This is a genomic window from Sediminibacillus albus, assembly GCF_900101125.1.
Taxonomy (GTDB): Bacteria; Bacillota; Bacilli; order Bacillales; family Amphibacillaceae; genus Sediminibacillus; species Sediminibacillus albus.
In genome coordinates, this window is record NZ_FNFL01000002.1 from 533,773 (window position 1) to 557,408 (window position 23,636).

24 protein-coding genes and 1 riboswitch are annotated in these 23,636 nt (G+C 41.4%); of the genes, 23 read left to right on the forward strand and 1 reads right to left on the reverse strand.

Features of this window, described 5'->3' with window-relative positions; all coding sequences use genetic code 11:
* Nucleotides 1-342: 342 nt before the first annotated feature.
* From copZ to BLR93_RS08685, 10 genes are all read left to right on the forward strand, one after another.
* Nucleotides 343-549, forward strand: a complete 207-nt coding sequence (gene copZ / locus BLR93_RS08640; RefSeq protein WP_093213296.1) for a copper chaperone CopZ — start codon at nt 343-345, stop codon at nt 547-549.
* A 281-nt stretch (nt 550-830) separates the two neighbouring features.
* Nucleotides 831-1,748: a proline dehydrogenase family protein gene (locus BLR93_RS08645; RefSeq protein ID WP_093213298.1), complete on the forward strand. Its 918-nt coding sequence runs from the start codon at nt 831-833 to the stop codon at nt 1,746-1,748.
* Nucleotides 1,749-1,948: 200 nt separating this feature from the next.
* Nucleotides 1,949-4,348 (forward strand): 3-hydroxyacyl-CoA dehydrogenase/enoyl-CoA hydratase family protein, encoded by a 2,400-nt coding sequence (locus tag BLR93_RS08650; protein WP_093213300.1) that lies wholly within the window; start codon nt 1,949-1,951, stop codon nt 4,346-4,348.
* 33 nt (nt 4,349-4,381) lie between these two features.
* Complete coding sequence (locus tag BLR93_RS08655) at nt 4,382-5,557, forward strand: acetyl-CoA C-acetyltransferase (RefSeq protein ID WP_093213302.1); 1,176 nt, start codon at nt 4,382-4,384, stop codon at nt 5,555-5,557.
* A gap of 34 nt (nt 5,558-5,591) precedes the next feature.
* Nucleotides 5,592-7,376: an acyl-CoA dehydrogenase family protein gene (locus tag BLR93_RS08660; RefSeq protein ID WP_093213304.1), complete on the forward strand. Its 1,785-nt coding sequence runs from the start codon at nt 5,592-5,594 to the stop codon at nt 7,374-7,376.
* Nucleotides 7,377-7,959: 583 nt separating this feature from the next.
* Nucleotides 7,960-8,316: an arsenate reductase family protein gene (locus BLR93_RS08665; RefSeq protein ID WP_093213306.1), complete on the forward strand. Its 357-nt coding sequence runs from the start codon at nt 7,960-7,962 to the stop codon at nt 8,314-8,316.
* Between the two features lie 133 nt (nt 8,317-8,449).
* The gene (gene gcvH / locus BLR93_RS08670) at nt 8,450-8,833 is read left to right on the forward strand and encodes a glycine cleavage system protein GcvH (protein WP_093213308.1); all 384 of its coding nucleotides are present in this window, start codon (nt 8,450-8,452) and stop codon (nt 8,831-8,833) included.
* A gap of 197 nt (nt 8,834-9,030) precedes the next feature.
* Nucleotides 9,031-9,378 carry a toprim domain-containing protein gene (locus BLR93_RS08675; protein WP_093213310.1) on the forward strand — a complete coding sequence of 116 codons (348 nt, stop codon included), beginning with the start codon at nt 9,031-9,033 and terminating at the stop codon, nt 9,376-9,378.
* A gap of 81 nt (nt 9,379-9,459) precedes the next feature.
* The gene (locus BLR93_RS08680) at nt 9,460-9,783 is read left to right on the forward strand and encodes a thioredoxin family protein (protein WP_093213312.1); all 324 of its coding nucleotides are present in this window, start codon (nt 9,460-9,462) and stop codon (nt 9,781-9,783) included.
* A gap of 73 nt (nt 9,784-9,856) precedes the next feature.
* The gene (locus BLR93_RS08685; protein ID WP_093213314.1) at nt 9,857-10,183 is read left to right on the forward strand and encodes a hypothetical protein; all 327 of its coding nucleotides are present in this window, start codon (nt 9,857-9,859) and stop codon (nt 10,181-10,183) included.
* Here the strand turns inward: BLR93_RS08685 and BLR93_RS08690 are convergent, their stop codons facing one another.
* Nucleotides 10,184-10,600 (reverse strand): TlpA family protein disulfide reductase, encoded by a 417-nt coding sequence (locus BLR93_RS08690; RefSeq protein ID WP_093213316.1) that lies wholly within the window; start codon nt 10,598-10,600, stop codon nt 10,184-10,186.
* Between the two features lie 226 nt (nt 10,601-10,826).
* Nucleotides 10,827-10,941, forward strand: a riboswitch (SAM riboswitch).
* 136 nt (nt 10,942-11,077) lie between these two features.
* On the opposite strand from BLR93_RS08690, the gene BLR93_RS08695 reads away from it, so the two are divergent.
* The 13 genes from BLR93_RS08695 (at nt 11,078) to BLR93_RS08750 (ending at nt 23,627) form a co-directional block, all read left to right on the forward strand.
* Entirely contained in the window at nt 11,078-12,106 is a 1,029-nt protein-coding gene (locus BLR93_RS08695) for a methionine ABC transporter ATP-binding protein (protein WP_093213318.1), read from the forward strand.
* Nucleotides 12,096-12,764 carry a methionine ABC transporter permease gene (locus tag BLR93_RS08700; RefSeq protein WP_093213320.1) on the forward strand — a complete coding sequence of 223 codons (669 nt, stop codon included), beginning with the start codon at nt 12,096-12,098 and terminating at the stop codon, nt 12,762-12,764. The genes BLR93_RS08695 and BLR93_RS08700 overlap by 11 nt, the downstream gene beginning before the upstream one ends.
* A 22-nt stretch (nt 12,765-12,786) precedes the next feature.
* On the forward strand, nt 12,787-13,626 hold the full coding sequence (locus tag BLR93_RS08705) for a MetQ/NlpA family ABC transporter substrate-binding protein (protein ID WP_093213322.1): 840 nt from the start codon (nt 12,787-12,789) through the stop codon (nt 13,624-13,626).
* A 261-nt stretch (nt 13,627-13,887) separates the two neighbouring features.
* Entirely contained in the window at nt 13,888-14,028 is a 141-nt protein-coding gene (locus tag BLR93_RS18005) for a YuzK family famiily protein (RefSeq protein ID WP_175559273.1), read from the forward strand.
* 298 nt (nt 14,029-14,326) lie between these two features.
* Nucleotides 14,327-15,112, forward strand: coding sequence for a Fe-S cluster assembly ATPase SufC (gene sufC, locus BLR93_RS08710; protein WP_093213324.1), 786 nt, complete (start codon nt 14,327-14,329; stop codon nt 15,110-15,112).
* Between the two features lie 17 nt (nt 15,113-15,129).
* Nucleotides 15,130-16,437 (forward strand): Fe-S cluster assembly protein SufD, encoded by a 1,308-nt coding sequence (gene sufD, locus BLR93_RS08715; protein WP_093213326.1) that lies wholly within the window; start codon nt 15,130-15,132, stop codon nt 16,435-16,437.
* A complete protein-coding gene (locus BLR93_RS08720; protein WP_093213328.1) occupies nt 16,437-17,657 on the forward strand; it encodes a cysteine desulfurase in 1,221 nt (406 codons plus the stop codon). The genes sufD and BLR93_RS08720 overlap by 1 nt, the downstream gene beginning before the upstream one ends.
* Nucleotides 17,647-18,084 carry a Fe-S cluster assembly sulfur transfer protein SufU gene (gene sufU / locus BLR93_RS08725; protein ID WP_093213330.1) on the forward strand — a complete coding sequence of 146 codons (438 nt, stop codon included), beginning with the start codon at nt 17,647-17,649 and terminating at the stop codon, nt 18,082-18,084. Before BLR93_RS08720 ends, sufU begins: the two co-directional genes overlap by 11 nt.
* A 41-nt stretch (nt 18,085-18,125) precedes the next feature.
* Nucleotides 18,126-19,523, forward strand: coding sequence for a Fe-S cluster assembly protein SufB (gene sufB, locus BLR93_RS08730; RefSeq protein ID WP_093213332.1), 1,398 nt, complete (start codon nt 18,126-18,128; stop codon nt 19,521-19,523).
* 219 nt (nt 19,524-19,742) lie between these two features.
* Entirely contained in the window at nt 19,743-20,564 is an 822-nt protein-coding gene (locus tag BLR93_RS08735) for a sulfite exporter TauE/SafE family protein (RefSeq protein ID WP_093213334.1), read from the forward strand.
* Nucleotides 20,565-20,576: 12 nt separating this feature from the next.
* Nucleotides 20,577-21,971: a bifunctional metallophosphatase/5'-nucleotidase gene (locus tag BLR93_RS08740; RefSeq protein WP_093213336.1), complete on the forward strand. Its 1,395-nt coding sequence runs from the start codon at nt 20,577-20,579 to the stop codon at nt 21,969-21,971.
* 57 nt (nt 21,972-22,028) lie between these two features.
* Complete coding sequence (locus tag BLR93_RS08745) at nt 22,029-22,340, forward strand: YunC family protein (protein WP_093213338.1); 312 nt, start codon at nt 22,029-22,031, stop codon at nt 22,338-22,340.
* Nucleotides 22,341-22,526: 186 nt separating this feature from the next.
* On the forward strand, nt 22,527-23,627 hold the full coding sequence (locus tag BLR93_RS08750) for an HD-GYP domain-containing protein (RefSeq protein ID WP_093213340.1): 1,101 nt from the start codon (nt 22,527-22,529) through the stop codon (nt 23,625-23,627).
* Nucleotides 23,628-23,636: the final 9 nt, after the last annotated feature.

The window sequence follows — 23,636 nt, forward strand, 5'->3', positions numbered from 1 at the left end:
TGCTTGTTTTGCAAAAAAGAACAGATTTTATTCTATCGTAATGATTCCGATTTGTAAATAATAATGATTCCGTTTTAAAATAAAATATTGGACAAATCCAATTGGGATGAAAGAAGGGAATCTGAGAAATTACAATCCCTTTATAAAAAGCGAAAAAACGGGGCAAATTCAGCAAGTTTTATTTGGGGCATTAGCTTACCTTTGCACGGGTATACCATTAGCAATCATCTCATTATAAACACCTTTTATCCACGTCCTAAGTTAATAGTTATCAGTAACAGGATGATTTCACCATTGTATTAAAACAGATATGTATTGTATTGATAGGAAAGGGTGGCTAATATGCAAATCACTATTCAAGTCAAGGGGATGACATGCGGGCATTGCCAGGAAGCAGTGAAAGAGGCACTGGTTGAGTTGGAAGGTGTCCATGGAATAGAAGTGCATTTGGATTCAGGAAAAGTGGATGTCTCCTACGATGATGCTCTAGTAACGAAAGCTATGATGACAGAAGCTATTGAAAACCAAGGCTACGATGTCATCTCGTAAAGAGAACTAAACAGCCCATGCATAGTAAGCAGTATGGGCTGTTTGTCTGGAATCCAGTTGAATTCCAGACGAATTTAATAGGAAAATATACCTCTCATCAAATAAAAATGATAGAATAGAAGAAGCACACCCGCAAGCTTGATAAGGTTTTCATTTAGCTTAAATTCAGTAAGGATGTTCGAAAAGTTGTTTTTATGTTAGAAAAAATGTTCAATGCCAACGCTTGCTTATAATAATGGAAGCGGCACCACCACATTTGACGATGACTGGGAGGACTTAAAATGGAGCAAATCCTACGTAACTTTTTTTTATTTTTATCTAAAAACAAATTTTTCACAAAATTAGCAAAAAAATACGGTCTTCGCTTTGGGGCTGGTCGGTTCGTTGCTGGAGAAACAGTGGAAAACGCTGCTAACGCGATTCAACAACTCAATCAAAAGGGGATGGCTGTTACAGTAGATCACCTCGGAGAATTCATAGATAGTAAAGAGGAAGCCCGCCAGGCAGCGGATGAATGTGTGGAGATGATTAAGAAGATAGCGGAGCAAAACTTGGATTCACAATTATCTTTAAAGATGACTTCCATGGGACTCGACATTTCCGAACAATTAGTCATGGAAAATATGAGGAAAATACTAGATGCGGGTGAAAAGCATGGAGTGTTTGTGACCATTGATATGGAGGATTATGAGCGCTGCCAGAAAACCATTGATATTTTTAAAGAATTAAAAGAAGAATATGATAATATTGGAACCGTTATCCAAGCATACTTATATCGAACGGTAGGAGATATAGAGGAATTGAACAGCTATCGCCCAAATTTAAGGCTGGTAAAGGGAGCTTATAAAGAATCCCCTAAAGTGGCTTTTCCTGATAAAAAAGATGTGGATGAAAACTATAAAAAGATCATTAAGATGCATATGATGAATGGGAATTATACAGCGATTGCTACTCATGATGACGAAATGATCCAATACACCAAGCAAATAGAAAAAGAACATAATATTCCGCGGGACCAGTTTGAATTTCAGATGCTTTTCGGTATCCGGACGGAGCGGCAGGAAGAATTGGTGAAGGAAGGATACAAAATGAGAGTGTATGTACCATACGGAGATGATTGGTATGGTTATTTTATGAGAAGACTTGCTGAACGCCCTGCCAATGTTGCTTTTGTGATAAAAGGTGTGTTTGGAAAATAAAGATTAGCGGCCTTGGGCGATAAGTCCGGGGCCTGTCATGTAAAAATCGAACCCAAGTTTTTCTAAATAATCAGTTGAAAACGATTGCGAAATGTCTGAAAATAATATATAGTTGTGTTAGATGGAGATAGGAAACTATCTGTTTTTTTTACCAGGTAAGTGAATGAGTATTCATTCAAAAAGGAATAGGGGGAAAATGCATGAATCGGAAAATCAAGCGTGCGGCCGTCTTAGGTTCAGGTGTTATGGGTTCAGGTATAGCTGCCCACCTGGCCAATGTAGGCATACAGACATTAATGCTCGATATCGTACCCAGGGAATTAACAGAAGCAGAAAAAGCCAAAGGGCTGACATTGGAACATAGAAATGTAAGAAATAAAATTGCTGAAAGCAGCAAGAAGGCATTGTTAAAACAAAAACCTTCACCGCTAACAAGCAAGCAAAACTTGAGCCTTATCGAGACAGGCAACATGACGGACGATATGGAGAGGCTCAAAGAAGTAGACTGGGTAATTGAAGTTGTTGTCGAAAATTTAGAAATCAAGAAGAAGGTCTACCATGAGGTGGATAAATACAGAAAAGCAGGTTCAATCATCAGTTCGAATACTTCCGGTATATCTATAGAAAAAATGGCTGAGGATTGTTCGGATGATTTTAAAAGACACTTTCTTGGCACTCATTTTTTCAATCCTCCCCGCTACCTTAAGCTTCTCGAAGTGATTCCGACTAAATGGACGGACGGGGATGTACTTCATTACATGAAGCAATTTGGCGAAAACATCCTTGGCAAAGGAGTGGTGGAAGCGAAGGATACGCCGAACTTCATAGCAAACAGGATAGGTACGTACGGATTGCTGGTAACTGCCAGAGAAATGATTGAAAAGAGATTGAGCATAGGCGAAGTCGATTCCATTACAGGACCTATGATCGGCAGGCCGAAAAGTGCCACCTTCCGAACGTTGGACGTAGTAGGACTAGATACCTTTATCCACGTTGCTAAAAATGTATATGACCAGGTAGAAGGGGAAGAGAAAGAAATATTTGAAATCCCTTCTTTTATTAGAAAAATGTATGAAAAAGGCTGGCTTGGGCAAAAAAGCAAGCAAGGTTTTTACTTGAAGAAAAAACAAGCAGATCGCAGTGCCATCTATGAATTGAATACAGAAACCCTTGAATACCAGGAGAGAAAGAAACTGAAGACCAAAGCGACAGAGGCAGCAAAGCAGGAAAAAGGACCAGGCCGGAAAATGAAAGCGCTTATATATGCAAAAGGAGACCCTGCTGGTGACTTGATTTGGTCAATTACCAAACCTGTCCTTTTATATTCAGCTCGTTTACTTGGCGAAATTGCTGATGATATCCCTTCAATCGATGATGCAATGAAATGGGGATTCGGCTGGGAGATGGGTCCTTTTGAAATGTGGGATGCCATAGGTTTTAGAGAAACAGCAGAAAGGATGAAAGCGGAAGGAGAGACCCTTCCGGCATGGATTGAAAGTATGCTGGAAAATGGCAATCAAACCTTCTATAAGCAAGAGGATGGAAAACTCTTTTTCTATCATGCCGGCAAGTATCAGGAGAAAAAAATAAATCAGAAACAGATAAACATAAAACGGCTGAAAGATGTTCAAGGAGTGATCAAGAAAAACACTGGCGCCAGCTTGATTGATTTAGGAGACGGTGTGGCAGGTCTGGAATTTCATTCAAAAAGCAATGCCATCGGACCGGATATCGTCCAAATGATTAATTTCTCTCTAGAAGAAGTAGAGAAGAATTACGAAGGTCTCGTCATTGGCAACCAGGGGAAAAATTTCTGTGTTGGCGCCAACCTGGCCATGATGCTGATGGAGGCGCAGGACCACAATTTCTTCGAGATAGAGATGGTAGTAAAACAGTTTCAAAATGCGATGATGAACATTAAATATTCAGAAAAACCTGTGGTTGCTGCACCGTTTGGCATGGCTCTTGGCGGGGGTGCTGAAGTTTGCCTGCCTGCAACGGCGATTCAAGCGGCGCAAGAGACATACATTGGATTGGTAGAATTCGGTGTCGGATTAATTCCCGGCGGAGGAGGCAACAAGGAGCTGTATATAAAACAAATCAGAGATCTGCCTCAAGGCGTAGATTTTGATTTGCAAAAGGCAGCCAACTCGGTATTCGAGACGATTGCCACAGCAAAGGTGTCAACTTCTGGTGAAGAAGGAAGGCAAAATGGATTCCTTAATCATCGGGATGGCATTAGTGTAAATGCCGATCATCTATTACATGATGCCAAACAAAAAGTACTTGGGTTAAGTAAGGCAGGCTATCATGCCCCTAAACGGGAGAAGGTACCAGTCGTTGGCGAAGCCGGTTACGCAGCAATGCTTTTAGGTGCGAAAAACTTGGCATTTGGCGGCTATGCTTCTAAGCATGACTTGAAAATTGCTGACAAATTAGCTTTTGTGCTGGCAGGCGGACGATTGAAATCAGGCACTGCCGTTGATGAGCAATACTTGCTTGATTTAGAAAGGGAGGCTTTTTTAAGTCTTATCGGTGAAAGAAAGACACAGGAGAGAATGCAACACATGCTGATGAAGGGTAAACCGCTGCGTAATTAATACCATTCCATTTTCAGAAGAGGGGGAAGAGCTGTGAAAGAAGCAGTAATTGTTTCTGGTGCGAGAACGCCGGTAGCTAAAGCGAATAAAGGTTCCTTAGCCAATGTACGCCCGGACGATCTCGCGGCCTTAACCATTAAAGAAACGCTAAAAAGAGCAGGAGATTACCAGGGAAATATTGATGACGTCATTATCGGCTGTGCTATGCCGGAAGCCGAGCAGGGGATGAATATGGCCCGTAATATTGCCGGTTTGGCCGGTCTTCCACTGGATGTGCCAGGTATTACCGTCAATCGTTATTGTTCTTCAGGGTTGCAAAGCATCGCTTATGCCGCTGAGAGAATTATGTTGGGGCATAGCGATACCATCATTGCCGGAGGGGCAGAGTCGATGAGCTTAATTCCAATGGGTGGGCATGTGATCAAGCCAAACCTTGAGCTGGTCAAAAATGCCCCAGGGTATTACATGTCGATGGGACACACCGCGGAAGAGGTGGCAAATCGATTTGAAATCTCCCGGCAGGATCAGGATGCTTTCGCAGCCCTAAGTCATCAAAAAGCTGCTAAAGCTTTGCAGGAAGGAAAGTTTACGGAAGAAATCGTCCCTGTTGAAGTTACCCGAAGAGAAGTTGATGACGCCAATAACCTGCATGAAGAGTCATTCCTTTTTCATAGAGATGAAGGGGTCCGGGCTGAAACAACCGTTGAAGTACTGGGCAATTTACGTCCGGCTTTTGCTTTGAAAGGATCAGTAACTGCTGGAAACTCTTCGCAAATGAGTGATGGAGCTGCCTCCGTCCTTGTCATGGATAGGGAGAAAGCCGAAAGAGAAGGGCTGGCACCGCTCGTTAAGTTCCGTGCCTTTGCGCTTGCCGGGGTAGAACCCGAAATTATGGGGGTTGGTCCGGTAAAGGCGATACCTAAAGCATTGAAGCTGGCTGGCTTGGAGTTAGCTGACATAGGGTTATTTGAATTAAACGAGGCTTTTGCTTCTCAATCACTGAGAGTGATCAGAGAATTAAACCTTGACCAGGACAAAGTTAACGTAAATGGCGGTGCAATTGCTTTAGGGCATCCCCTAGGCTGTACGGGTACGAAGTTGACATTAAGCTTGATTCACGAAATGAAAAGGAGAAACGAGCAATTTGGCGTTGTAACCATGTGTATCGGTGGTGGTATGGGAGCAGCAGGAGTCTTCGAATTAATATAGCGACAGATTATTAAGAGGAAAAGGAGTGGTTAGGATGGGTGAAACAAAAGAAAAAACTTTTAAAGGCGGGGCATTTATCGTAGAGGATTTAGGACCTGATGATATCATTACCCCAGAGGATTTTACGGACGAACATTTAATGATAGCAAAAACGACAGAAGATTTTGTTCTTGGCGAAGTCATTCCTAAAATCGACCAGCTGGAAAACCATGAATTTGAACATTCTGTCCAATTGTTAAAACAAGCGGGAGAGCTTGGCTTATTAGGGGTAGATGTTCCGGAAGAGTATGGAGGACTTGGCCTGGATAAAATCAGTTCTTCATTAATTACTGAAAAATTCTCCAAGGCAGGCGGATTTTCAGTCACCTATGGAGCACATGTTGGAATCGGCTCCTTGCCTATAGTATTTTTTGGCAGTGAAGAGCAAAAGAAGAAGTATCTTCCCGTACTTGCTACTGGTGAAAAAATTGCAGCATATGCATTGACGGAACCAGGTTCCGGTTCTGATGCCCTTGGAGCGAAGACTTCAGCCGTACTTAATGAAGCGGGTACTCATTATGTATTAAATGGAGAAAAGCAATGGATCACGAATTCTGCTTTTGCCGATCTGTTTATTGTTTACGCAAAAATCGATGGGGAAAAATTCACGGCATTCATAGTAGAAAGAGATTATCCGGGTGTTTCGACTGGAACTGAAGAAAAGAAAATGGGAATTAAGAGTTCTTCCACAAGAACTGTTATTCTTGAAGACGCCCAGGTTCCTGTTGAAAATGTACTTGGAGAAATTGGGCGCGGCCATATTATTGCTTTCAATATTCTTAATGTAGGAAGATACAAACTGGCAATCGGCGGGGTCGGCGGTGCCAAAATAGGCATAGAGCTTGCTGCTAAATATGCCAATGAGCGCAAGCAATTCAAAACAGCTATTTCTAACTTTTCTTTAATTCAAGAAAAACTGGCAACAATGTCGGCTAATACTTATGCGAACGAAAGTTCAGTCTATCGTACCGTCGGATTATTTGAACAAAGGATGAGTAATTTAAGCAAAGAGGAACTGAATGACGGAAAAGCCGTGGCAAACGCAATTGCAGAATACCAGGTGGAGTGCTCTCTGAATAAGGTTTTTGCTACCGAATTAATGGATTATGTCGCTGATGAGGCAGTTCAAATCCATGGCGGCTATGGTTTTATGCAAGAATATGAAGTGGAGCGGATGTATCGGGATTCCAGAATTCAACGAATTTTTGAAGGGACTAATGAGATTAACCGCCTTTTAGTTCCTGGATCTTTGATGAAGAAAGCTATCAAAGGGGAATTGCCGATTTTACAGAAAGCACAGGCTTTGCAAGAAGAGTTAATGATGCTGATGCCGGAGGAAGTGGGGTCCGAACCTTTAGATCAGGAAAAATATTTGTTGAAAAACACTAAAAAGATCGGCTTGCTTGCTGCCGGATTAGCTGCTCAGAAGTATGGCCAAAAGTTAGAGCACGAGCAGGAAGTACTAGCTAATATTGCCGACATCGTAGCGGAAATTTACAATATGGAGTCAGCAATCCTGCGAACGGAAAAAGCAATGAACAAGGCTGGCATGGAGAAAAACGTGTTAAAGCTTCTTTATACTCAAGTATACGTCCAGGAAGCTTTCAATCGTGTAGAAGCACATGCTAAAGAAACACTTATTGCTTGTGAAACCGGGGATACCTTGCGGATGATGTTGTCAGCAATGAGAAAGTTGACTAGGCATGAACCGATAAATGTCATCGCCAAAAAACGAGAAATCGCCCGACACATTATCCAGGAAGAAAAATACTTCGCTTAAACGCAGTTTGTTCCAGATAGACACAAAAAGCCCCGCCATCCCGTGCGGGCACGGAAAAACGGAAGCTCTATGATAGGTTGAATTTAAAAAAAGCGGTCTGTGTAGGATTTAATTCCCATACAGACCGCTTTTCGTCTAACTTCAAGAGGTTTGTGCCCTCTATTTCTTCATTCGTTTAACGATTCGTTTCACATTTGCCGTGAAAATCGCCATCGCTCCTTGAATGCACATGCCTTCGAGACCCGAAGATGAGATGATCTTATATCCGTGTCTATGTTGCTTCCGCGATGGGTGAGCGGTGGTGACGCCTGCGGGAACAGCAGGAGCCGAAGATCCACTTGGTCAAGTGATCTTTTTGATCAGGTTAGCTGAGGGCGTGTCCGCGGCAAGCATCCACCGAGAAACGATTGTTGGAATCAACAACAAACGTTGACAGCCCCTTTAGATTAAAAAGGACTTTCCAGTGGCCTCTATCCTGTGCGGGGCTTTTTATCCTCTTGTCAGTCCTGTTCAAGATTCGATGGATATTCCCTGAAAAATTTTGGGGAAATGTGATAACATATCTTTATAGAAGGGGGCAGGCATGGTGTTAAAATTTTATTGGTATCCAAAATGCGATACATGCAGAAAAGCAAAAAAATGGTTAAATGAAAATAAGGTCGATTATCAGGAAATACATATTGTAGATGAACCACCGCAAAAAGAGGAATTAAGAAATATTATTCAGAAAAGCGGCCAGCCGATAAGGAAATTCTTCAATACGAGCGGGAAAAAGTACCGGGAACTTGGCCTTAAAGATAAGCTTAGCAGTGCAACGGATGATGAGATGCTGAATTGGCTGGTGTCGGATGGCATGTTGATAAAAAGACCGATCTTGGCAAATGATGAAAAGGCTACTGTCGGATTTAAAGAAGAGGAATATGAGAAAGTCTGGAAATAAAGCATTCCAAGCAAACCATTGGAAATTAGCCAGCCAAGCTTTTATATTGGATATAGAATGTTCACTTTCTGCGTAAAGATAGAACAGGATGTATAGAGTAGCAGTTTTAAACAGAATGATGGAGGGTTTATTAATGAGTTTACCAAAAGAGTTACGTTATTCAGAAGAGCACGAATGGGTGAAAACAGAAGACGGTAAGGTCCGTATTGGCATTACAGATCATGCCCAATCAGAATTGGGAGATATCGTGTTTGTAGAGCTTCCGGAAGTCGGCGACGACATTGAAGCGGACGAGCCATTTGGCAGTGTAGAATCGGTGAAGACTGTATCTGAATTATACGCACCCATTAATGGAAAAGTAGTGGAAGTAAATGAAGATTTGGATGACAGTCCTGAATTTGTCAATGAATCTCCTTATGAGAAAGCTTGGATGATTGTCGTTGAAACAGATGATCTTTCACAAATTGATGAATTGATGACCGCGGAGCAATATCAGGAAATGATCGACGAAGAGTAGGTCTCTCTATCTTATCATGTGAAAAAGGCTAAGCTTAAGGATTGGGAAAGCCATGCATGAATAGTGAATTATACAATACAATGATAAAAGAGAGCAGTGAATATCCCTTGTTACAACTAAAGTGACAAGGGATTATTGTTAACCTCCGAATTTTGTTCGACTGATTGTACACTTATCGATTAAAGCAGGTGATCTCAATGACGGACGCTGAAAAAGTGATTATTGTAGAGGGACGCACAGACAAAGTCCAGATTCAGAAAGTGATTGATGAGCAGATTGAAATTATCTGCACGAACGGCACTTTAGGAGTAGAGCGGCTTGAAGAGTTATTGATTGAATATGATCTTGATAACAAAGAAGTTTTTATATTAGTCGATGAAGACACTGCCGGCCATAAGCTGCGAAAACAGTTATCTATTGAGCTGCCCCATGCGGAGCATATTTACATTGATAAAACGTTTCGTGAGGTAGCTGCAACTCCGGAGGCGGAATTGGCTACTGCATTATTGGGCAGAAGAATTTCCGTCAATCCATTTTACCTTTGAATAGTGGATGACAGGATTTTTTGATACATAAGCCAAGACTGCCAGATCAACCCTTCCAAAAGTGAAAAAGGTGGCATATCGATGAAACATATAACGACCCCTGATCTGGAAGGTATGAAAAATGGACTTGTTTTTATCCATACTCCTTTTTGCGGCACTTGCCAGTTGGCGAGGAAAATGCTGCTAACAGTGGAGAGTATGGAAGAAAATAATTTATTTTATGATATGAATGCTTCCCTTTATCCCAATTATATGCAGGATAATCAAATTGAAAGTGTCCCTTGTTTATTAATTTTCCATGAGGGAGAAATAAAAGAAAAAGTCTATGCCTTCCAATCAGTTACTAATATTTATCTAAAAATAGGAGCTTATAACCAAACAAGCCGATTATTTCCCGAGAAATAATCGGCTTGTTTGGTTTTCTATTAAAGGATTCGGTCCATGGATGTCGAACTTCTATTCCAAAGGAGGGGAAGATATGAACGGACATATATTGGATGACTGGAAACTGCGGCTTGAATCTAGAAAGGATTTACTTTTTCTATATCAAGATAAAGACTTAGATGTGAAAATGGTTCTTAACGGCCATCCCTTCTGGCTGTTATTTCGATCTGGACAAATACAAATTCTCCCTTATCAGCAATATCAGGGGAGCCTGATGTTGCAAGTGGAATTAAGCAGGGAAATTACCCCGGAAGTTATGTCAGGAGAGCAAAAACTAACGTCTTATCCATCAAACCTTGTGAGCTGGCAAGGGCGGTACCGGGATTGTTTATTATTAGAATCCCTCTTGTTTCTTCCTTGATCATCCTAAGAGGCTTCCTATTTTATCAACTATCGTCAAAAAGGGAGCCTTATCTCCAAAATGGCCGGCAATTCTTCCTTGTTGATCGATAACGATAGTAGATGGAACACCGTTGCAGTGATAAAGGTCATACACAGAGCGCCCTTCATCTGCTAAGGTAGGTTGTTGAAGGAATTTATTTTTGTAATCGAGCCCTGCGTCCAGGTTCCTCTCTCTGCCAGTTACATTTATGGTTATCAATTTAACTTTATCATTATTGATTGTCTTATATAATTGTTCTTTCTTTGGCAGATCGACAGCACAATCCGGGCACCAGGAGACCCAAAAGGTTATTACGATAACTTTTCCTAAATCTTTCTCTATATTATAGATTTGATCTTCTCCAAGTAAAGGTAACTCGAATAATGGCGCCTTCACCTTATCGCTCCTCGTTTATAAAATCATTACTTTTTATTCCATCCCATCATATCAAAAACCGAAGATGATGTTAAAAGCAGACACCTTGACAGCCGATGATAATCGGAAGCTTTATTAGGCCTGCGATGATTACCAAAAAATGATTGTCATTAAATGATTGACAGCATATTATTGCCATGCTAAAATCCTATTTAGCGCTTAAAAACGAACCAATTGAATAGGTAATCTCTTATCAAGAGAGGTGGAGGGACTGGCCCGATGAAGCCCGGCAACCGTTAATCAGTATCTCTGGTTAAAATGGTGCCAATTCCTGCGAAGCATGATGCTTTGGCAGATGAGAGAACGAGAAAGTAGTATATTTGCGTCTTTCTGTTCTCAAGAACAGAGAAGACGCTTTTTTTGTTTAAAGAAAATTGATTGATTAAGCAGGTTCAGGAAAAAGTAATTTAAATAGGAGTGTCTCGAGGAGGAAGTAAGTTGATTTCGATTAGAGGTTTGACAAAAGTATTTCCAGCAAAGCCAAACAATATAATGGCAGTCGATAATCTTGACTTGGAAATTAATAAAGGAGAAATATTCGGTGTGATTGGTTACAGCGGTGCAGGAAAAAGCACATTTATCCGCCTGTTGAACCGATTGGAAGACCCAACGAGCGGGCAGATTACCATCGATGAGCATGATATAACATCCATGCCTAAACAACAGTTAAGACGATCAAGGCAGGAAATTGGCATGATTTTTCAACACTTCAACCTGCTCTGGTCACGGACTGTCCGTGAAAATATCGCTTTCCCTCTTGAGATAGCAGGGGTACCAAAACGGAAGCGGTTGGAACGAGTGGATGAGTTAATTGAACTCGTAGGGTTGTCCGGGCGGGAGGATGCCTATCCAGCCCAGTTAAGCGGCGGTCAAAAGCAACGGGTGGGCATCGCAAGGGCTCTGGCCAATAATCCTAAAGTTTTGCTTTGCGATGAAGCAACTTCAGCGCTTGATCCGGATACAACAGATTCTATCCTGCGCTTACTGGTCGATATTAATGAAAAGCTAGGATTAACCATTATTCTGATTACCCATGAAATGCATGTAATCAGAAAAATCTGTCATAGGGTTGCGGTAATGGAAGCCGGAAAGATAGCCGAGCAAGGCGAGGTCCTGGATGTGTTCCTTCACCCGCAACAACCAGTCACCAAACGCTTTGTCGAGCAAGTGATGGGTGATAAAGACCAAGAGGATTCCTTGAAAATTCTCATGGAAAATTATCAGAAAGGGAAAGTTCTCCGTCTTCACTTTCTTGGTGAAACAACGAACCAGGCAGTGATTAGCCAAGTGTCCAAACAATTTGACGTCGCAGTCAACATTCTGCAAGGAAAAGTGACGCAAACACAAAAAGGAGCCTATGGCACGTTATTTATCCATATTGACGGAGAAGAAGCAGAAATTGAAAAGGCGATTGATTATATGGAGTCAACCTCTGTAGAAGTGGAGGTGGATATTGATGTTAAATGAATTGTTCCCAAATGTTAAACCGGATGATTTATGGACGGCAATCGAAGAAACCTTTTATATGACCTTAATTTCTGTAATCGGGACAATCATTTTAGGAATATTGCTTGGACTGCTGCTGTTTTTAACAGCAAAAGACGGTTTGTGGCAGAGTAAAATGCTGAATTTCCTAGTCGCGGCAGTGGTGAATATTTTCCGTGCTATTCCATTTATTATTTTAATATTACTGTTATTTCCATTTACTGATTTTCTAATGGGTACGATCCGGGGGCCGAAAGCGGCATTACCAGCCTTAATTATCGGTTCTGCTCCTTTTTATGCCAGGTTGGCAGAAATTGCTTTAAGGGAAGTAGACAAAGGCGTGGTTGAGGCTGCCAAAGCTATGGGAGCAAAAACGCATACGATTATTTTTAAGGTGCTGCTTCCTGAATCAATGCCAGCCTTAGTATCAGGGATTACTGTAACAGCCATTGCTTTAATAGGCTATACGGCGGTGGCAGGTGTCATTGGCGCCGGCGGGCTTGGAGATTTCGCTTATTTTTATGGGTTCCAGCGTCGTGATTTTGATGTAGTGTTTGTTTGCACAGTCTTAATTGTAATTATAGTGTTTATTTTTCAATTTATCGGCGATTTCGTCGCTAATAAATTAGATAAAAGATAATATAAAAAAGGAGAGTTTTAATATGAAAAAGTTTTTATCATTGTTATTTATGTCACTTATTCTTGTTGTCTTAGCTGCATGCGGCAGCTCGTCAGATGAAAGCTCATCTGACAAAGGAGAGGATACAAATGAAATCAAGGTAGGGGCCTCAAGCTCACCACATGCGGAAATTTTGGAAGAAGCTAAGCCCTTGCTAGAAGAAGAAGGTATCACTCTTACAATAGCAGAATATCAGGATTACGTACTTCCGAATCAGGACCTTGCCAATGGCGAGATTGATGCTAATTACTTCCAGCATAAGCCTTATTTAAGAGATCAAATCAAGGAATTCGGCTATGACTTTGTCAGCCTTGGCGGTGTGCATCTCGAACCAATGGGGGTCTATTCTAAAAACATTAAAAGCATTGAAGACATTCCGGATGGAACAGAAGTTATCATCAGCCGTTCCGTTCCAGATCATGGAAGAATTTTGAGTATGTTCGAAGCGGAAGGTTTGATTAAACTGGATGAAGAGGTAGACAAAGTGAGTGCGACTGTCGATGACATCGTGGAAAACCCTAAGAATTTAACTTTTTCACCGGATGTAGATGCGGCTGTATTACCGGAAGTATATGAAAGTGACGAGAATGCTTTAGTTGCTATCAATACAAATTATGCGCTTGAAGCCGGTCTTGTCCCGACAGAGGATGCTGTGTTTGTTGAGGGAGAGGAGTCTCCTTATGTGAATTTGGTTGCTGCCCGGTCTGAGGATGAGGATAATGAGGCACTAAATACGCTTGTCGATATTCTACAGTCAGATGAAATCCAATCCTTTATCGAAGAAAATTATGATGGGGCAATTGTTCCGGCTGCTCAGGAGTAGGATGGCGTTTTCGGATCAAATAGAAGCAAATCGATGTTATTTTTATGTATTGTAAGATTACTTCCGTTTACTTTCTTTCAAAGAATGTCAAAAATGCGTATGGTCTTATTTCGTTTTAAACGGTATTAGTAAGGGTAATATAACCGTGATACAATTTTTATGTATCTCAAAGAGGTACAACAACAGACATCTTGAAAGGAAGGATTCATTATCTCGGACAGTGGTTTAGGATTAAACTACACTTCAGAAATGGAAAAAGCAATGCAGCAAAACCATGGATTAGGTTATGCTGAGTATGGAAGAAAGCTTGACAAACGGCTGGAAGTTGAGAGAGAACGCGAAGAAAGTTATAGAAAAAGCCGCCAAGTAATCGCTGAAGTAGAACGACAATTGCATCGATGAATTCGTTTTTTAAAAAACAAGAATAAATAGAGATCCCCCTGCTGCTGTTTTTGGCTGCGGGGGGTTTTATGTTACATTAGAAATATGCAGAAACGATGATTCGTTTTTTTCAGTAAACTTTGGCCGAAGGGCCAGGGTAAAAGTTGTCATTTATTATTCGGGGAAGGGTAATCAATAACGTTGTATAAGTTGATTATAGATTCGAAATGATATAAGATTGTAATGAGAATAAATTGAGAATGGATGTAATTCCGTTTCTGCAATAATATCATTAAAAAGAGTAACTGGAGGTATCGTTATGGCAGGTTCAACATTAGAAATAAAGGATCTTCATGTTTCCATTGAAGATCAAGAAATACTTAAAGGGGTTAATTTAACAATTACAGGCGGTGAGTTCCACGCTGTCATGGGCCCGAATGGAACAGGTAAATCTACGCTTGCCTCGGCAATTATGGGGCATCCTAAATATGAAATCACTCAAGGCAGTGTCCTGCTGGATGGAGAAGACGTATTGGAAATGGAAGTAGATGAACGCGCGCAGGCTGGCCTTTTCCTTGCCATGCAGTATCCGAGCGAGATTAGCGGGGTAACTAACTCTGATTTCCTACGTTCTTCTATTAACTCTCGTCGCGAAGAAGGAGACGAAATTTCTTTAATGAAGTTTATTAAAGAGATGGACGAAGCGATGGATTACTTGGATATGGATAAAAATATGGCTCAACGTTATTTAAATGAAGGTTTCTCCGGCGGTGAAAAGAAACGCAATGAAATTCTTCAGCTAATGATGATCAAGCCTGAAATAGCTATTTTGGATGAAATTGATTCTGGTCTTGATATCGATGCTCTAAAAGTGGTATCTAAAGGAATCAACAAGCTCCGCAATGAAAATTTCGGATGTTTAATTATTACTCACTATCAGCGCCTGCTCAATTATATTACACCGGATAAAGTCCATGTCATGATGCAGGGAAGAGTTGTTAAGTCTGGTGGTCCGGAACTTGCACAACGCTTGGAAGCTGAAGGTTATGAGTGGATTAAAGAAGAATTAGGCATTGAAGATGAAACTGTAGGGCAAAAAGCGTAACAGTAAGGAGGGGTACCATGACTGTAGAAACAAAATTGCCATATGATCTAGAATATATTAGCCAGTTTTCGCAAGAACAAAATGAGCCGGAATGGATGAAGTCATTGCGCCTTCAAGCATTGGAACAAGCTGATACGCTTCCGATGCCCACGCCGGATAAAACGAAAATCCATAATTGGAATTTCACCAATTTTAAGCATAATGCAACAGGTGGGACGATTCAGTCGTTAGACGAGCTCCCGCAGGAAATCAAGGTTTTCTTTGATACAGAGAATCAAAACCAAAACCTGGTGATCCAGCGTAATCAAACGGCGGCTTATGCTTCCTTGTCTCCAAAGCTGAAGGAGCAGGGAGTGATCTTCACAGATATTTTCACTGCTATGAACAAACACTCTGACCTTGTTCAACGTTACTTCATGCAGGATGCCGTTTCTGTTGATGAAAATCGGCTGACAGCATTGCATGCCGCTCTAATGAATGGCGGAGTATTTGTGTATGTTCCTAAAAACGTTGTGGTTGAAGAACCGTTACAGTCGGTGTTTTGGCAGGAGGATCCTGAGGCGGCTACTTTCAATCATGTGATTGTAGTAGCAGAATCGAATAGCTCAGTAACTTATGTGGAAAATTATATTTCTCATAACAAGGAAGAAGAAGCAGTAGCCAACATTGTCACAGAGGTTATCGCCCATGACAATGCCAACATTTCTTTTGGTGCGGTAGACAATTTTGCACAAGGAACTACTGTTTATGTAAATAGACGCGGGGTTGCTTACCGGGACGCAGTAATTGAGTGGGCACTTGGACAAATGAATGATGGAAACACCGTATCAGAGAACATCACTCATCTTATCGGAGATAACTCTGTATCCAATGCTAAAACAGTAACAGTCGGCCGAGGAAAACAATCGCAGAATTTCACGGCAAAAATTGTCCATTTTGGCCAGCAATCAGAGGGTCATATTTTGCAGCACGGGGTAATGAAGGACAGCGCTACTTCCGTTTTCAATGGTATTGGAAAAATTGAACACGGAGCTGCTAAATCGAATGCGGAGCAAGAATCCCGCGTATTGATGCTTAGTAAAGATGCTCGCGGTGATGCAAATCCGATTCTTCTGATTGATGAGGATGACGTAACTGCGGGGCATGCCGCTTCTGTCGGACGTGTAGATCCAATGCAGCTATTCTATTTGATGAGCCGAGGCATTTCTAAGCAAGAGGCTGAACGTCTAGTTATTCATGGTTTCCTTGCTCCAGTCGTAAAACAAATTCCAATTCAAGCTGTCAGGGAACAATTGACAGAAGTTATTGAAAGGAAAGTTTATTAATGAACGTGAAAGCTATCAGGGAACAGTTTCCGATTTTAAATCAAGAAATAAACGGGCATCCTCTCGTTTACTTGGATTCATCGGCAACTTCCCAAAAACCGCTTTCGGTTATAAAGGCTGTAGAGGATTATTACAAACAGGATAACTCAAATGTTCATAGAGGGGTGCACACTTTAGGCACCAGGGCAACGGATAAATATGAAGGCGCCAGGGATAAAGTGAGAAAGTTTATAAATGCTGAAAGTACCCAGCAGGTCATTTTCACCAGAGGTACCACCACTTCGATTAATACAGTGGCCTACAGCTATGCAAGAGCGAATTTGGCTGAAGGCGATGAAATTGTAATAACTCCTATGGAACATCACAGCAATATTATCCCATGGCAGCAAGCGGCAAAAGCAACGGGAGCAACCCTGAAATATTTGCCCTTGCGTCCGGATGGTACAATAGATATAGAAGATGCAAAAAATACAATTACAGATAAAACCAAAATTGTAGCAACAATGCACGTATCCAATGTATTAGGTACCATCAATCCTGTGAAAGAAATTGCCCGGATTGCCCATGAGCATCATGCTGTCATGTTAGTAGATGGCGCTCAAGGGGTTCCGCATATGCAAGTAGATGTGCAGGATTTGGATTGTGATTTTTATGCTTTTTCTGGCCATAAAATGTGCGGCCCTACAGGAATTGGTGTTTTATATGGAAAGAAAGAGTTACTGGAAGATATGGAACCAGTAGAATTTGGCGGAGAAATGATTGACTTTGTAAATCTGTATGATTCTACCTGGAAGGAACTCCCTTGGAAGTTTGAAGGGGGAACCCCGATTATTGCAGGAGCAATTGGATTAGGCGCTGCTATCGATTTCCTTCAGGAAGTTGGCATGGATAACATTCACGCCCATGAGGAAAAACTGATAGACTATGCGATGAAGCAAATGCGTTCGTTTGACGGAATTTCTATATATGGACCCGAAAAACGCGCAGCATTAGTAACTTTTAACTTGGACGATGTCCACCCGCACGATACGGCTACTGTTCTTGATTCAGAAGGTATTGCTGTAAGAGCAGGCCATCACTGTGCACAGCCGCTGATGAAGTGGCTGGAGGTAACCGCTACTGCCAGAGCTAGCTTTTATTTATATAATACTCCAGAAGACGTTGATCGTCTTATGGAAGGACTAAAGAAAACGAAGGAGTATTTTGGGGATGTCTTTTGATAATCTCGATACGTTATACAGACAGGTTATAATGGATCACTATAAGAATCCGCGAAACCGGGGGACATTGGCTGACGATGCTTTAACGATAGACATGAACAACCCGACATGCGGAGATAGAATCCAAGTACACTTGCAGGTGGATGATGGCATAGTACAAGACGCCAAGTTTGAAGGAGAAGGGTGTTCGATAAGCCTTTCCTCCGCTTCTATGATGACACAGGCTATAAAAGGGAAAGCAGTAGACGACGCATTGAAAATGTCTAAGATGTTTTCCGGTATGATGTTAGGCGAAGAAATGGAGAATGAAGATTTAGATTTAGGTGATATCGAAGCGTTGCAAGGTGTATCTAAGTTTCCCGCCCGAATCAAATGTGCGACCTTAGCATGGAAAGCGATGGAAAAAGGGGTAGGAGAAGAACAATAAGACTGCTTTTGATGATCATTACCTAATAGGAGGTTTTCGATATGGCGAAAAAAGCGCCTGAAATTGAAGATTATAAATATGGTTTCCATGAACGGGATGTTTCCATTTTCCGTACGGAAAAAGGGCTGACAAAACGAGTTGTTGAAGAAATTTCCAAGCAAAAAGATGAGCCGGAATGGATGCTGGAATTCAGATTGAAAGCTCTTGAACAATTCTATAAAAAACCAATGCCGCAATGGGGCGGCGACTTGGCCGAATTAAATTTCGATGAGATCACTTATTATGTAAAACCTTCTGAGAAATCAGAACGTTCATGGGATGAAGTGCCAGAAGAAATTAAGAACACTTTTGACAAACTTGGTATTCCAGAAGCAGAGCAAAAATACCTTGCGGGTGTTTCCGCACAGTATGAATCTGAAGTTGTTTACCACAGTTTACAAGAAGACCTTGAAAACATGGGGATTGTATTTAAAGACACCGATACTGCATTAAAAGAGAACGAAGACTTGTTTAGGGAATATTTCGGAAAAGTAATTCCTCCCGCTGATAATAAGTTCTCTGCCCTTAACTCTGCAGTATGGTCCGGTGGTTCATTTATATATGTACCGAAAGGCGTTAAGACAGATACTCCGCTGCAAGCATATTTCCGAATAAACTCAGAGAACATGGGCCAATTCGAAAGAACGCTGATCATTGTAGATGAGGGAGCTTCTGTACACTATGTAGAAGGCTGTACCGCACCTGTTTATACGACAAACTCACTGCACAGTGCAGTAGTCGAGATTTTCGTCAAAAAGGATGCTTACTGCCGTTATACAACTATTCAAAACTGGGCCAACAATGTGTATAACCTTGTAACAAAACGGGCTATATGTGATGAAAATGCAACGATGGAATGGATTGACGGCAACTTAGGTTCCAAGCTGACCATGAAATATCCTGCAGTTATTTTGAGAGGTGAGGGAGCAAGGGGAATGACATTGTCCATTGCCTTGGCAGGAAAAGGCCAGCACCAGGATGCAGGAGCAAAAATGCACCACTTGGCACCTAACACTTCCTCCACCATCGTTTCTAAATCAATCTCGAAGCATGGCGGGAAGGTAACCTATCGGGGAATCGTCCAATTCGGCCGTAAAGCTGAAGGAGCCAGAGCGAATATCGAATGTGATACGTTAATTATGGATAATAAATCTACTTCAGATACGATTCCTTACAATGAGATTTTGAACGAGAATATCTCGCTTGAACACGAAGCGAAGGTATCCAAAGTTTCCGAGGAACAGCTATTCTACTTGATGAGCCGGGGTATTTCAGAAGAAGAAGCGACTGAAATGATTGTTATGGGCTTCATCGAGCCATTTACAAAAGAGCTTCCAATGGAATACGCTGTGGAAATGAATCGCTTAATCAAGTTCGAAATGGAAGGTTCGATTGGATAAACAATCTAATTAATGTAATAATAAAAGGACCCTTTAAGGGTCCTTTTTCATTTCTAACCTGCTTTTTTTTGAGAAGGGACAAGTAGTGGTTATATGGTATATTGATGGAGGCCGAGCGGTATTTTTTACTTCAACGTTTATTTTACATAAACTAATAAAGAGTATAAATGGTTCTATTAATGAATGGGCAAATGATATATTAGATGGAAGGGAATTAACTTGGTTTATATTTTAAGTGTCTTGATAGGATTTTTAACAGCTTTTATTGGAAGTATAGCCGGGCTAGGAGGGGGAATAATCCTTGTTCCCAGCCTTTTATTGTTAAGCCAGCTGCTGGACAGTTTCAGCTGGGCTTCTCCACAAAATATCGTGGGAATTTCTTTGCTTGTGATGGTATTTACCGGCCTGTCTTCCAGCATCGCTTACATGAAAAAAGGAAGGGTCGATTATCGCAGCGGTGTTATTTTTTTATCGGGAAGTATACCCGGAGGTATTCTCGGTTCATGGCTGAACCAATTTGTATCAGAGGATGTTTTTTCTTTGTACTTTGGTATCTTAATGCTGCTAATGTCCGGGATGTTTTTTATCAAGAAAAAGACGCCTGTTTTGAAACGGCAGGAGCAGCCTAAAGGGGTGCAAAGGGAAGTGCTGTTAGAGGGGAAAAGGTACTATTACTCGTACTCCTTGTTTGGCGCGATTGCTATTTCGGTAGCTGTCGGGATTCTTTCCGGAATGTTCGGTATTGGAGGAGGCTCTCTGATAGTGCCGGCAATGATTTTATTATTTGGCTTTCCGGCTCATATTGCTACCGCAACGTCTATGTTTATGATACTTTTCTTAAGCTTAATCAGTTCCAGCACCCATATTTTTTTAGGCCATATTCCATGGCAGTACGTGTGGTTGTTTATACCAGGAGCTTGGATAGGTGGAACGCTAGGAGCTAAGGTAAACCAGCTTTTAAAAGGGCAGACGGTGGAATGGATATTAAGGATCCTTCTAGTTATCATCGGTATTCGTTTAATTCTGCAAGGAATTGGATAAGGGGACTTTGATATGAATGAAAAACTCTTTCTTTATTACACGAATGATTTGCACAGTCATTTTGAAAATTTTCCGCAGATCATTGGGCATTTTAAAGAAGAAGGGCTTATTAGAAAAAGAAATAACCAATCTTATTGGTTTATCGATATTGGCGACCATGTTGATCGATCGCACCCAATCGCCGAGGCAATGAAAGGCAAAGCGAACGTGGAGTTACTAAATGATTCTGACTTTGATTTAGCTACAGTTGGTAATAACGAAGGCATCACTCTCGATTATGAGGATTTATATCATTTGTATGATCATGCAGATTTTCAACTGGTTTGCGCCAATTTAACGAGTATGGAAGGCAGCCAGCCATCTTGGCTGAAGCCTACTGCGCATGTTACATCTATACAAGGCGTTAAAGTAGGCTTTATTGGCTTAACCGCGCCATTTAATGATTTTTATAACTTGCTTGGCTGGAATGTAGATGCCCCGTTTGCTGTGTTAGACAGGTATCTACCTGCGCTGGCGGAAGAATCTGATATAGTCGTTTTGTTATCTCATTTAGGGATTAGCGACGATGAAGAAATTGCCAGGCGTTACCAGGATATTGACGTAATTATTGGCGGCCATACTCATCATTTATTCCGGGATGGAGAATATATTAATAATACTTTGCTGACGGCTGCAGGGAAACACGGAAAATATGTGGGCGAAGTCATTTTAACGTGGGATCACCAGCAGAATAAGCTGCTAAACAAAGAGGCATATGCAATCGCAACGGAAAATTTTCCGAAAGATGTAGAAACAGAAGCTAAACTGGCTGGCTATGCTTTACAAGCAAAGCAAAAGCTTGACCAAACGGTAGTGACACTGGACCAATCATTGGAATTCGGCTGGTTCAAAGAAACGCCGATCATGAAGAAACTCGTAGAAACACTAAAGGATTGGACTGCTGCTGACTGCGCTATGCTAAATGCAGGAGTACTATTGGATAGGTTTGATAAAGGGAACGTTACCTTGGGAGATATCCACAGAATTTGCCCGCATCCGATTAATCCGTGTCTAGTATCTTTAAATGGCGATGAATTAATGGAAGTGATTAGAATGTCCATCACGAAGCAATTTACCGAACTGAAGCTGAAAGGGTTTGGTTTTCGTGGCGAAGTTCTCGGCCGGATGGTATTTTCCGGAGCTAAAGTGGAAATTGAAAAGCAGTCTGAGGGGCAGGAACGCGTCGTAAGTGTTCAAATAAATGGTGTTCCTTTAGATATGGAAAAAGAATATACAGTAGCTACTGCTGATACATTTACTTTTGGCCGCTTGCTTCCTGAAATAGCTAAGTCGGAAACCAAGCAATTTTTCATGCCGGAATTTTTAAGGGATTTACTTGCAGAGACATTAAAGAAAAATTTCCAGTAGGTAATACACACCTCAGCATTTTCGCCATATAGTATGGTGAAAGGAGTGTATCTGCTGATGCTTTCTGTTAAACCGATTTTTATTGAAGAGATTCCATTTACAGCCATTCGTGTCGAATTGCCCAAAACCAACCTGTTGATCGTTTCTAATGATGAAGGTTATATCATGTGCGGAGCTCTGGACGTTGATCTGCTGAGCGAAAAGCTGGCAGACCGGCATATTATTGCTGCACGTGCTGTAGGTGTGAAAACGATCGAGCAGCTGCTTGATGCTCCATTGGAAAAGGTAACCGATGCTGCCAAAGACAAAGGGTGGCACGTAGGTATGCCGGGAAAGGAAGCTCTGCTGAAAATAGCTGCCGCTAAATAAAACGAGTGAAATTGACAAAAAACAACAAATTTAGTTTGATTTCTAAACCAAATCCTCTATACTCAATATAGAGGATTTTCCAGTGTATAGAACCGGAACAGAAACCGGGGGTAACTTCAGCTGGTTAAAATAAAGATTTAGCGGTTAAACAGTTTTTCACAAGCTTGATGGAGTTAGGAGAAAGATATGAGGATAGCAGCAACTAAAAGGATAGAGCCGGGCACAAAACTCGCTAAAGCGGTTTACAATGAAAATGGGCAAGTACTTATCCAAAATGATGTCCGCTTAACGAAACGCATGTTAAATCGGCTTTTAAAAAATAATATTACTTATGTACATATTAAAGATACGCTTACGGAAGATATCGAAGTTTCTTCTCCTGTTTCGGAGCAGCTCCGTATGGAAGCCTATCAGACAATAAAAAACTCCTTCTCTGATTTCAAAGAAGAGGGCATTGGAAAGAATTCGTTTGTTTTTGAAAAGACGAGCCAGAAAATGACCGGGACTGTCCACTCCCTGATAGAGGAAATCCAACAAGCGGATGAGGTAATATCGATATTATCCGATATATTTATTAGTGATAACTATGTATTTTCCCATTCTTTGAATGTGACCATTTATTCATTAGCATTAGGGACAGAGCTAGGACTCCCTTCCTCCCAGTTGGAGGAGATAGGCCTAGGGGCCATGCTGCATGATGTCGGCAAGATGTTTATTCCTCATGAGATACTGCAAAAGAGTGAAAAACTTACAGATAAAGAGTTTGAAATAGTTAAAGGCCATGCAGAAATGGGCTTTGAGTTTTTACGAAAGATAGATAATGTCCCATTGCTAGCAGCTCATTGTGCATTTCAACATCATGAGCGGTTGAATGGGTCAGGGTACCCCCGGGGGCTGACAAAAGATGAAATGCATCCGCATGCAAAATTGATAGGCATTGCTGATGTTTTTGATGCGGTGACGAGCAACCGTATATATCGCGACGCATTGCTCCCACACGAAGGTTTGGAAGTGTTATATGCAGGTGCCGGAGACTTATTTGATAAAGAACTGGTTGCAGCTTTTAGACGGACAATTGCCGTTTACCCAACAGGATTAATGGTTGATCTAAGTGATGGCCGTTCAGGGATAGTTGCCAAGCAAAACAATTATTTATCTGAACGGCCGGTTGTCCGTGTACTGGAAGAGAATGGCCAAACAGTAAGCTGTCCTTATGAGATTGATTTGGCTGAATCTCTAAATGTGATGGTTACTTCCTGCTATACAGCTAAGCTGGCCAAAAATTAAATAGTGACT

What these genes read in the sequence shown, in the direction of transcription:
- BLR93_RS18005 (WP_175559273.1), top strand. Translation starts at nt 13,888, where the DNA reads ATGCAGCAAAACCATGGATTAGGTTATGCTGAGTATGGAAGAAAGCTT.
- BLR93_RS08745 (WP_093213338.1), top strand. Translation starts at nt 22,029, where the DNA reads ATGCTTTCTGTTAAACCGATTTTTATTGAAGAGATTCCATTTACAGCC.
- BLR93_RS08665 (WP_093213306.1), top strand. Translation starts at nt 7,960, where the DNA reads ATGGTGTTAAAATTTTATTGGTATCCAAAATGCGATACATGCAGAAAA.
- BLR93_RS08685 (WP_093213314.1), top strand. Translation starts at nt 9,857, where the DNA reads ATGAACGGACATATATTGGATGACTGGAAACTGCGGCTTGAATCTAGA.
- BLR93_RS08675 (WP_093213310.1), top strand. Translation starts at nt 9,031, where the DNA reads ATGACGGACGCTGAAAAAGTGATTATTGTAGAGGGACGCACAGACAAA.
- BLR93_RS08750 (WP_093213340.1), top strand. Translation starts at nt 22,527, where the DNA reads ATGAGGATAGCAGCAACTAAAAGGATAGAGCCGGGCACAAAACTCGCT.
- sufB (WP_093213332.1), top strand. Translation starts at nt 18,126, where the DNA reads ATGGCGAAAAAAGCGCCTGAAATTGAAGATTATAAATATGGTTTCCAT.
- BLR93_RS08700 (WP_093213320.1), top strand. Translation starts at nt 12,096, where the DNA reads ATGTTAAATGAATTGTTCCCAAATGTTAAACCGGATGATTTATGGACG.
- BLR93_RS08720 (WP_093213328.1), top strand. Translation starts at nt 16,437, where the DNA reads ATGAACGTGAAAGCTATCAGGGAACAGTTTCCGATTTTAAATCAAGAA.
- sufU (WP_093213330.1), top strand. Translation starts at nt 17,647, where the DNA reads ATGTCTTTTGATAATCTCGATACGTTATACAGACAGGTTATAATGGAT.
- BLR93_RS08650 (WP_093213300.1), top strand. Translation starts at nt 1,949, where the DNA reads ATGAATCGGAAAATCAAGCGTGCGGCCGTCTTAGGTTCAGGTGTTATG.
- sufD (WP_093213326.1), top strand. Translation starts at nt 15,130, where the DNA reads ATGACTGTAGAAACAAAATTGCCATATGATCTAGAATATATTAGCCAG.
- gcvH (WP_093213308.1), top strand. Translation starts at nt 8,450, where the DNA reads ATGAGTTTACCAAAAGAGTTACGTTATTCAGAAGAGCACGAATGGGTG.
- copZ (WP_093213296.1), top strand. Translation starts at nt 343, where the DNA reads ATGCAAATCACTATTCAAGTCAAGGGGATGACATGCGGGCATTGCCAG.
- BLR93_RS08705 (WP_093213322.1), top strand. Translation starts at nt 12,787, where the DNA reads ATGAAAAAGTTTTTATCATTGTTATTTATGTCACTTATTCTTGTTGTC.
- BLR93_RS08680 (WP_093213312.1), top strand. Translation starts at nt 9,460, where the DNA reads ATGAAACATATAACGACCCCTGATCTGGAAGGTATGAAAAATGGACTT.
- BLR93_RS08645 (WP_093213298.1), top strand. Translation starts at nt 831, where the DNA reads ATGGAGCAAATCCTACGTAACTTTTTTTTATTTTTATCTAAAAACAAA.
- BLR93_RS08660 (WP_093213304.1), top strand. Translation starts at nt 5,592, where the DNA reads ATGGGTGAAACAAAAGAAAAAACTTTTAAAGGCGGGGCATTTATCGTA.
- sufC (WP_093213324.1), top strand. Translation starts at nt 14,327, where the DNA reads ATGGCAGGTTCAACATTAGAAATAAAGGATCTTCATGTTTCCATTGAA.
- BLR93_RS08740 (WP_093213336.1), top strand. Translation starts at nt 20,577, where the DNA reads ATGAATGAAAAACTCTTTCTTTATTACACGAATGATTTGCACAGTCAT.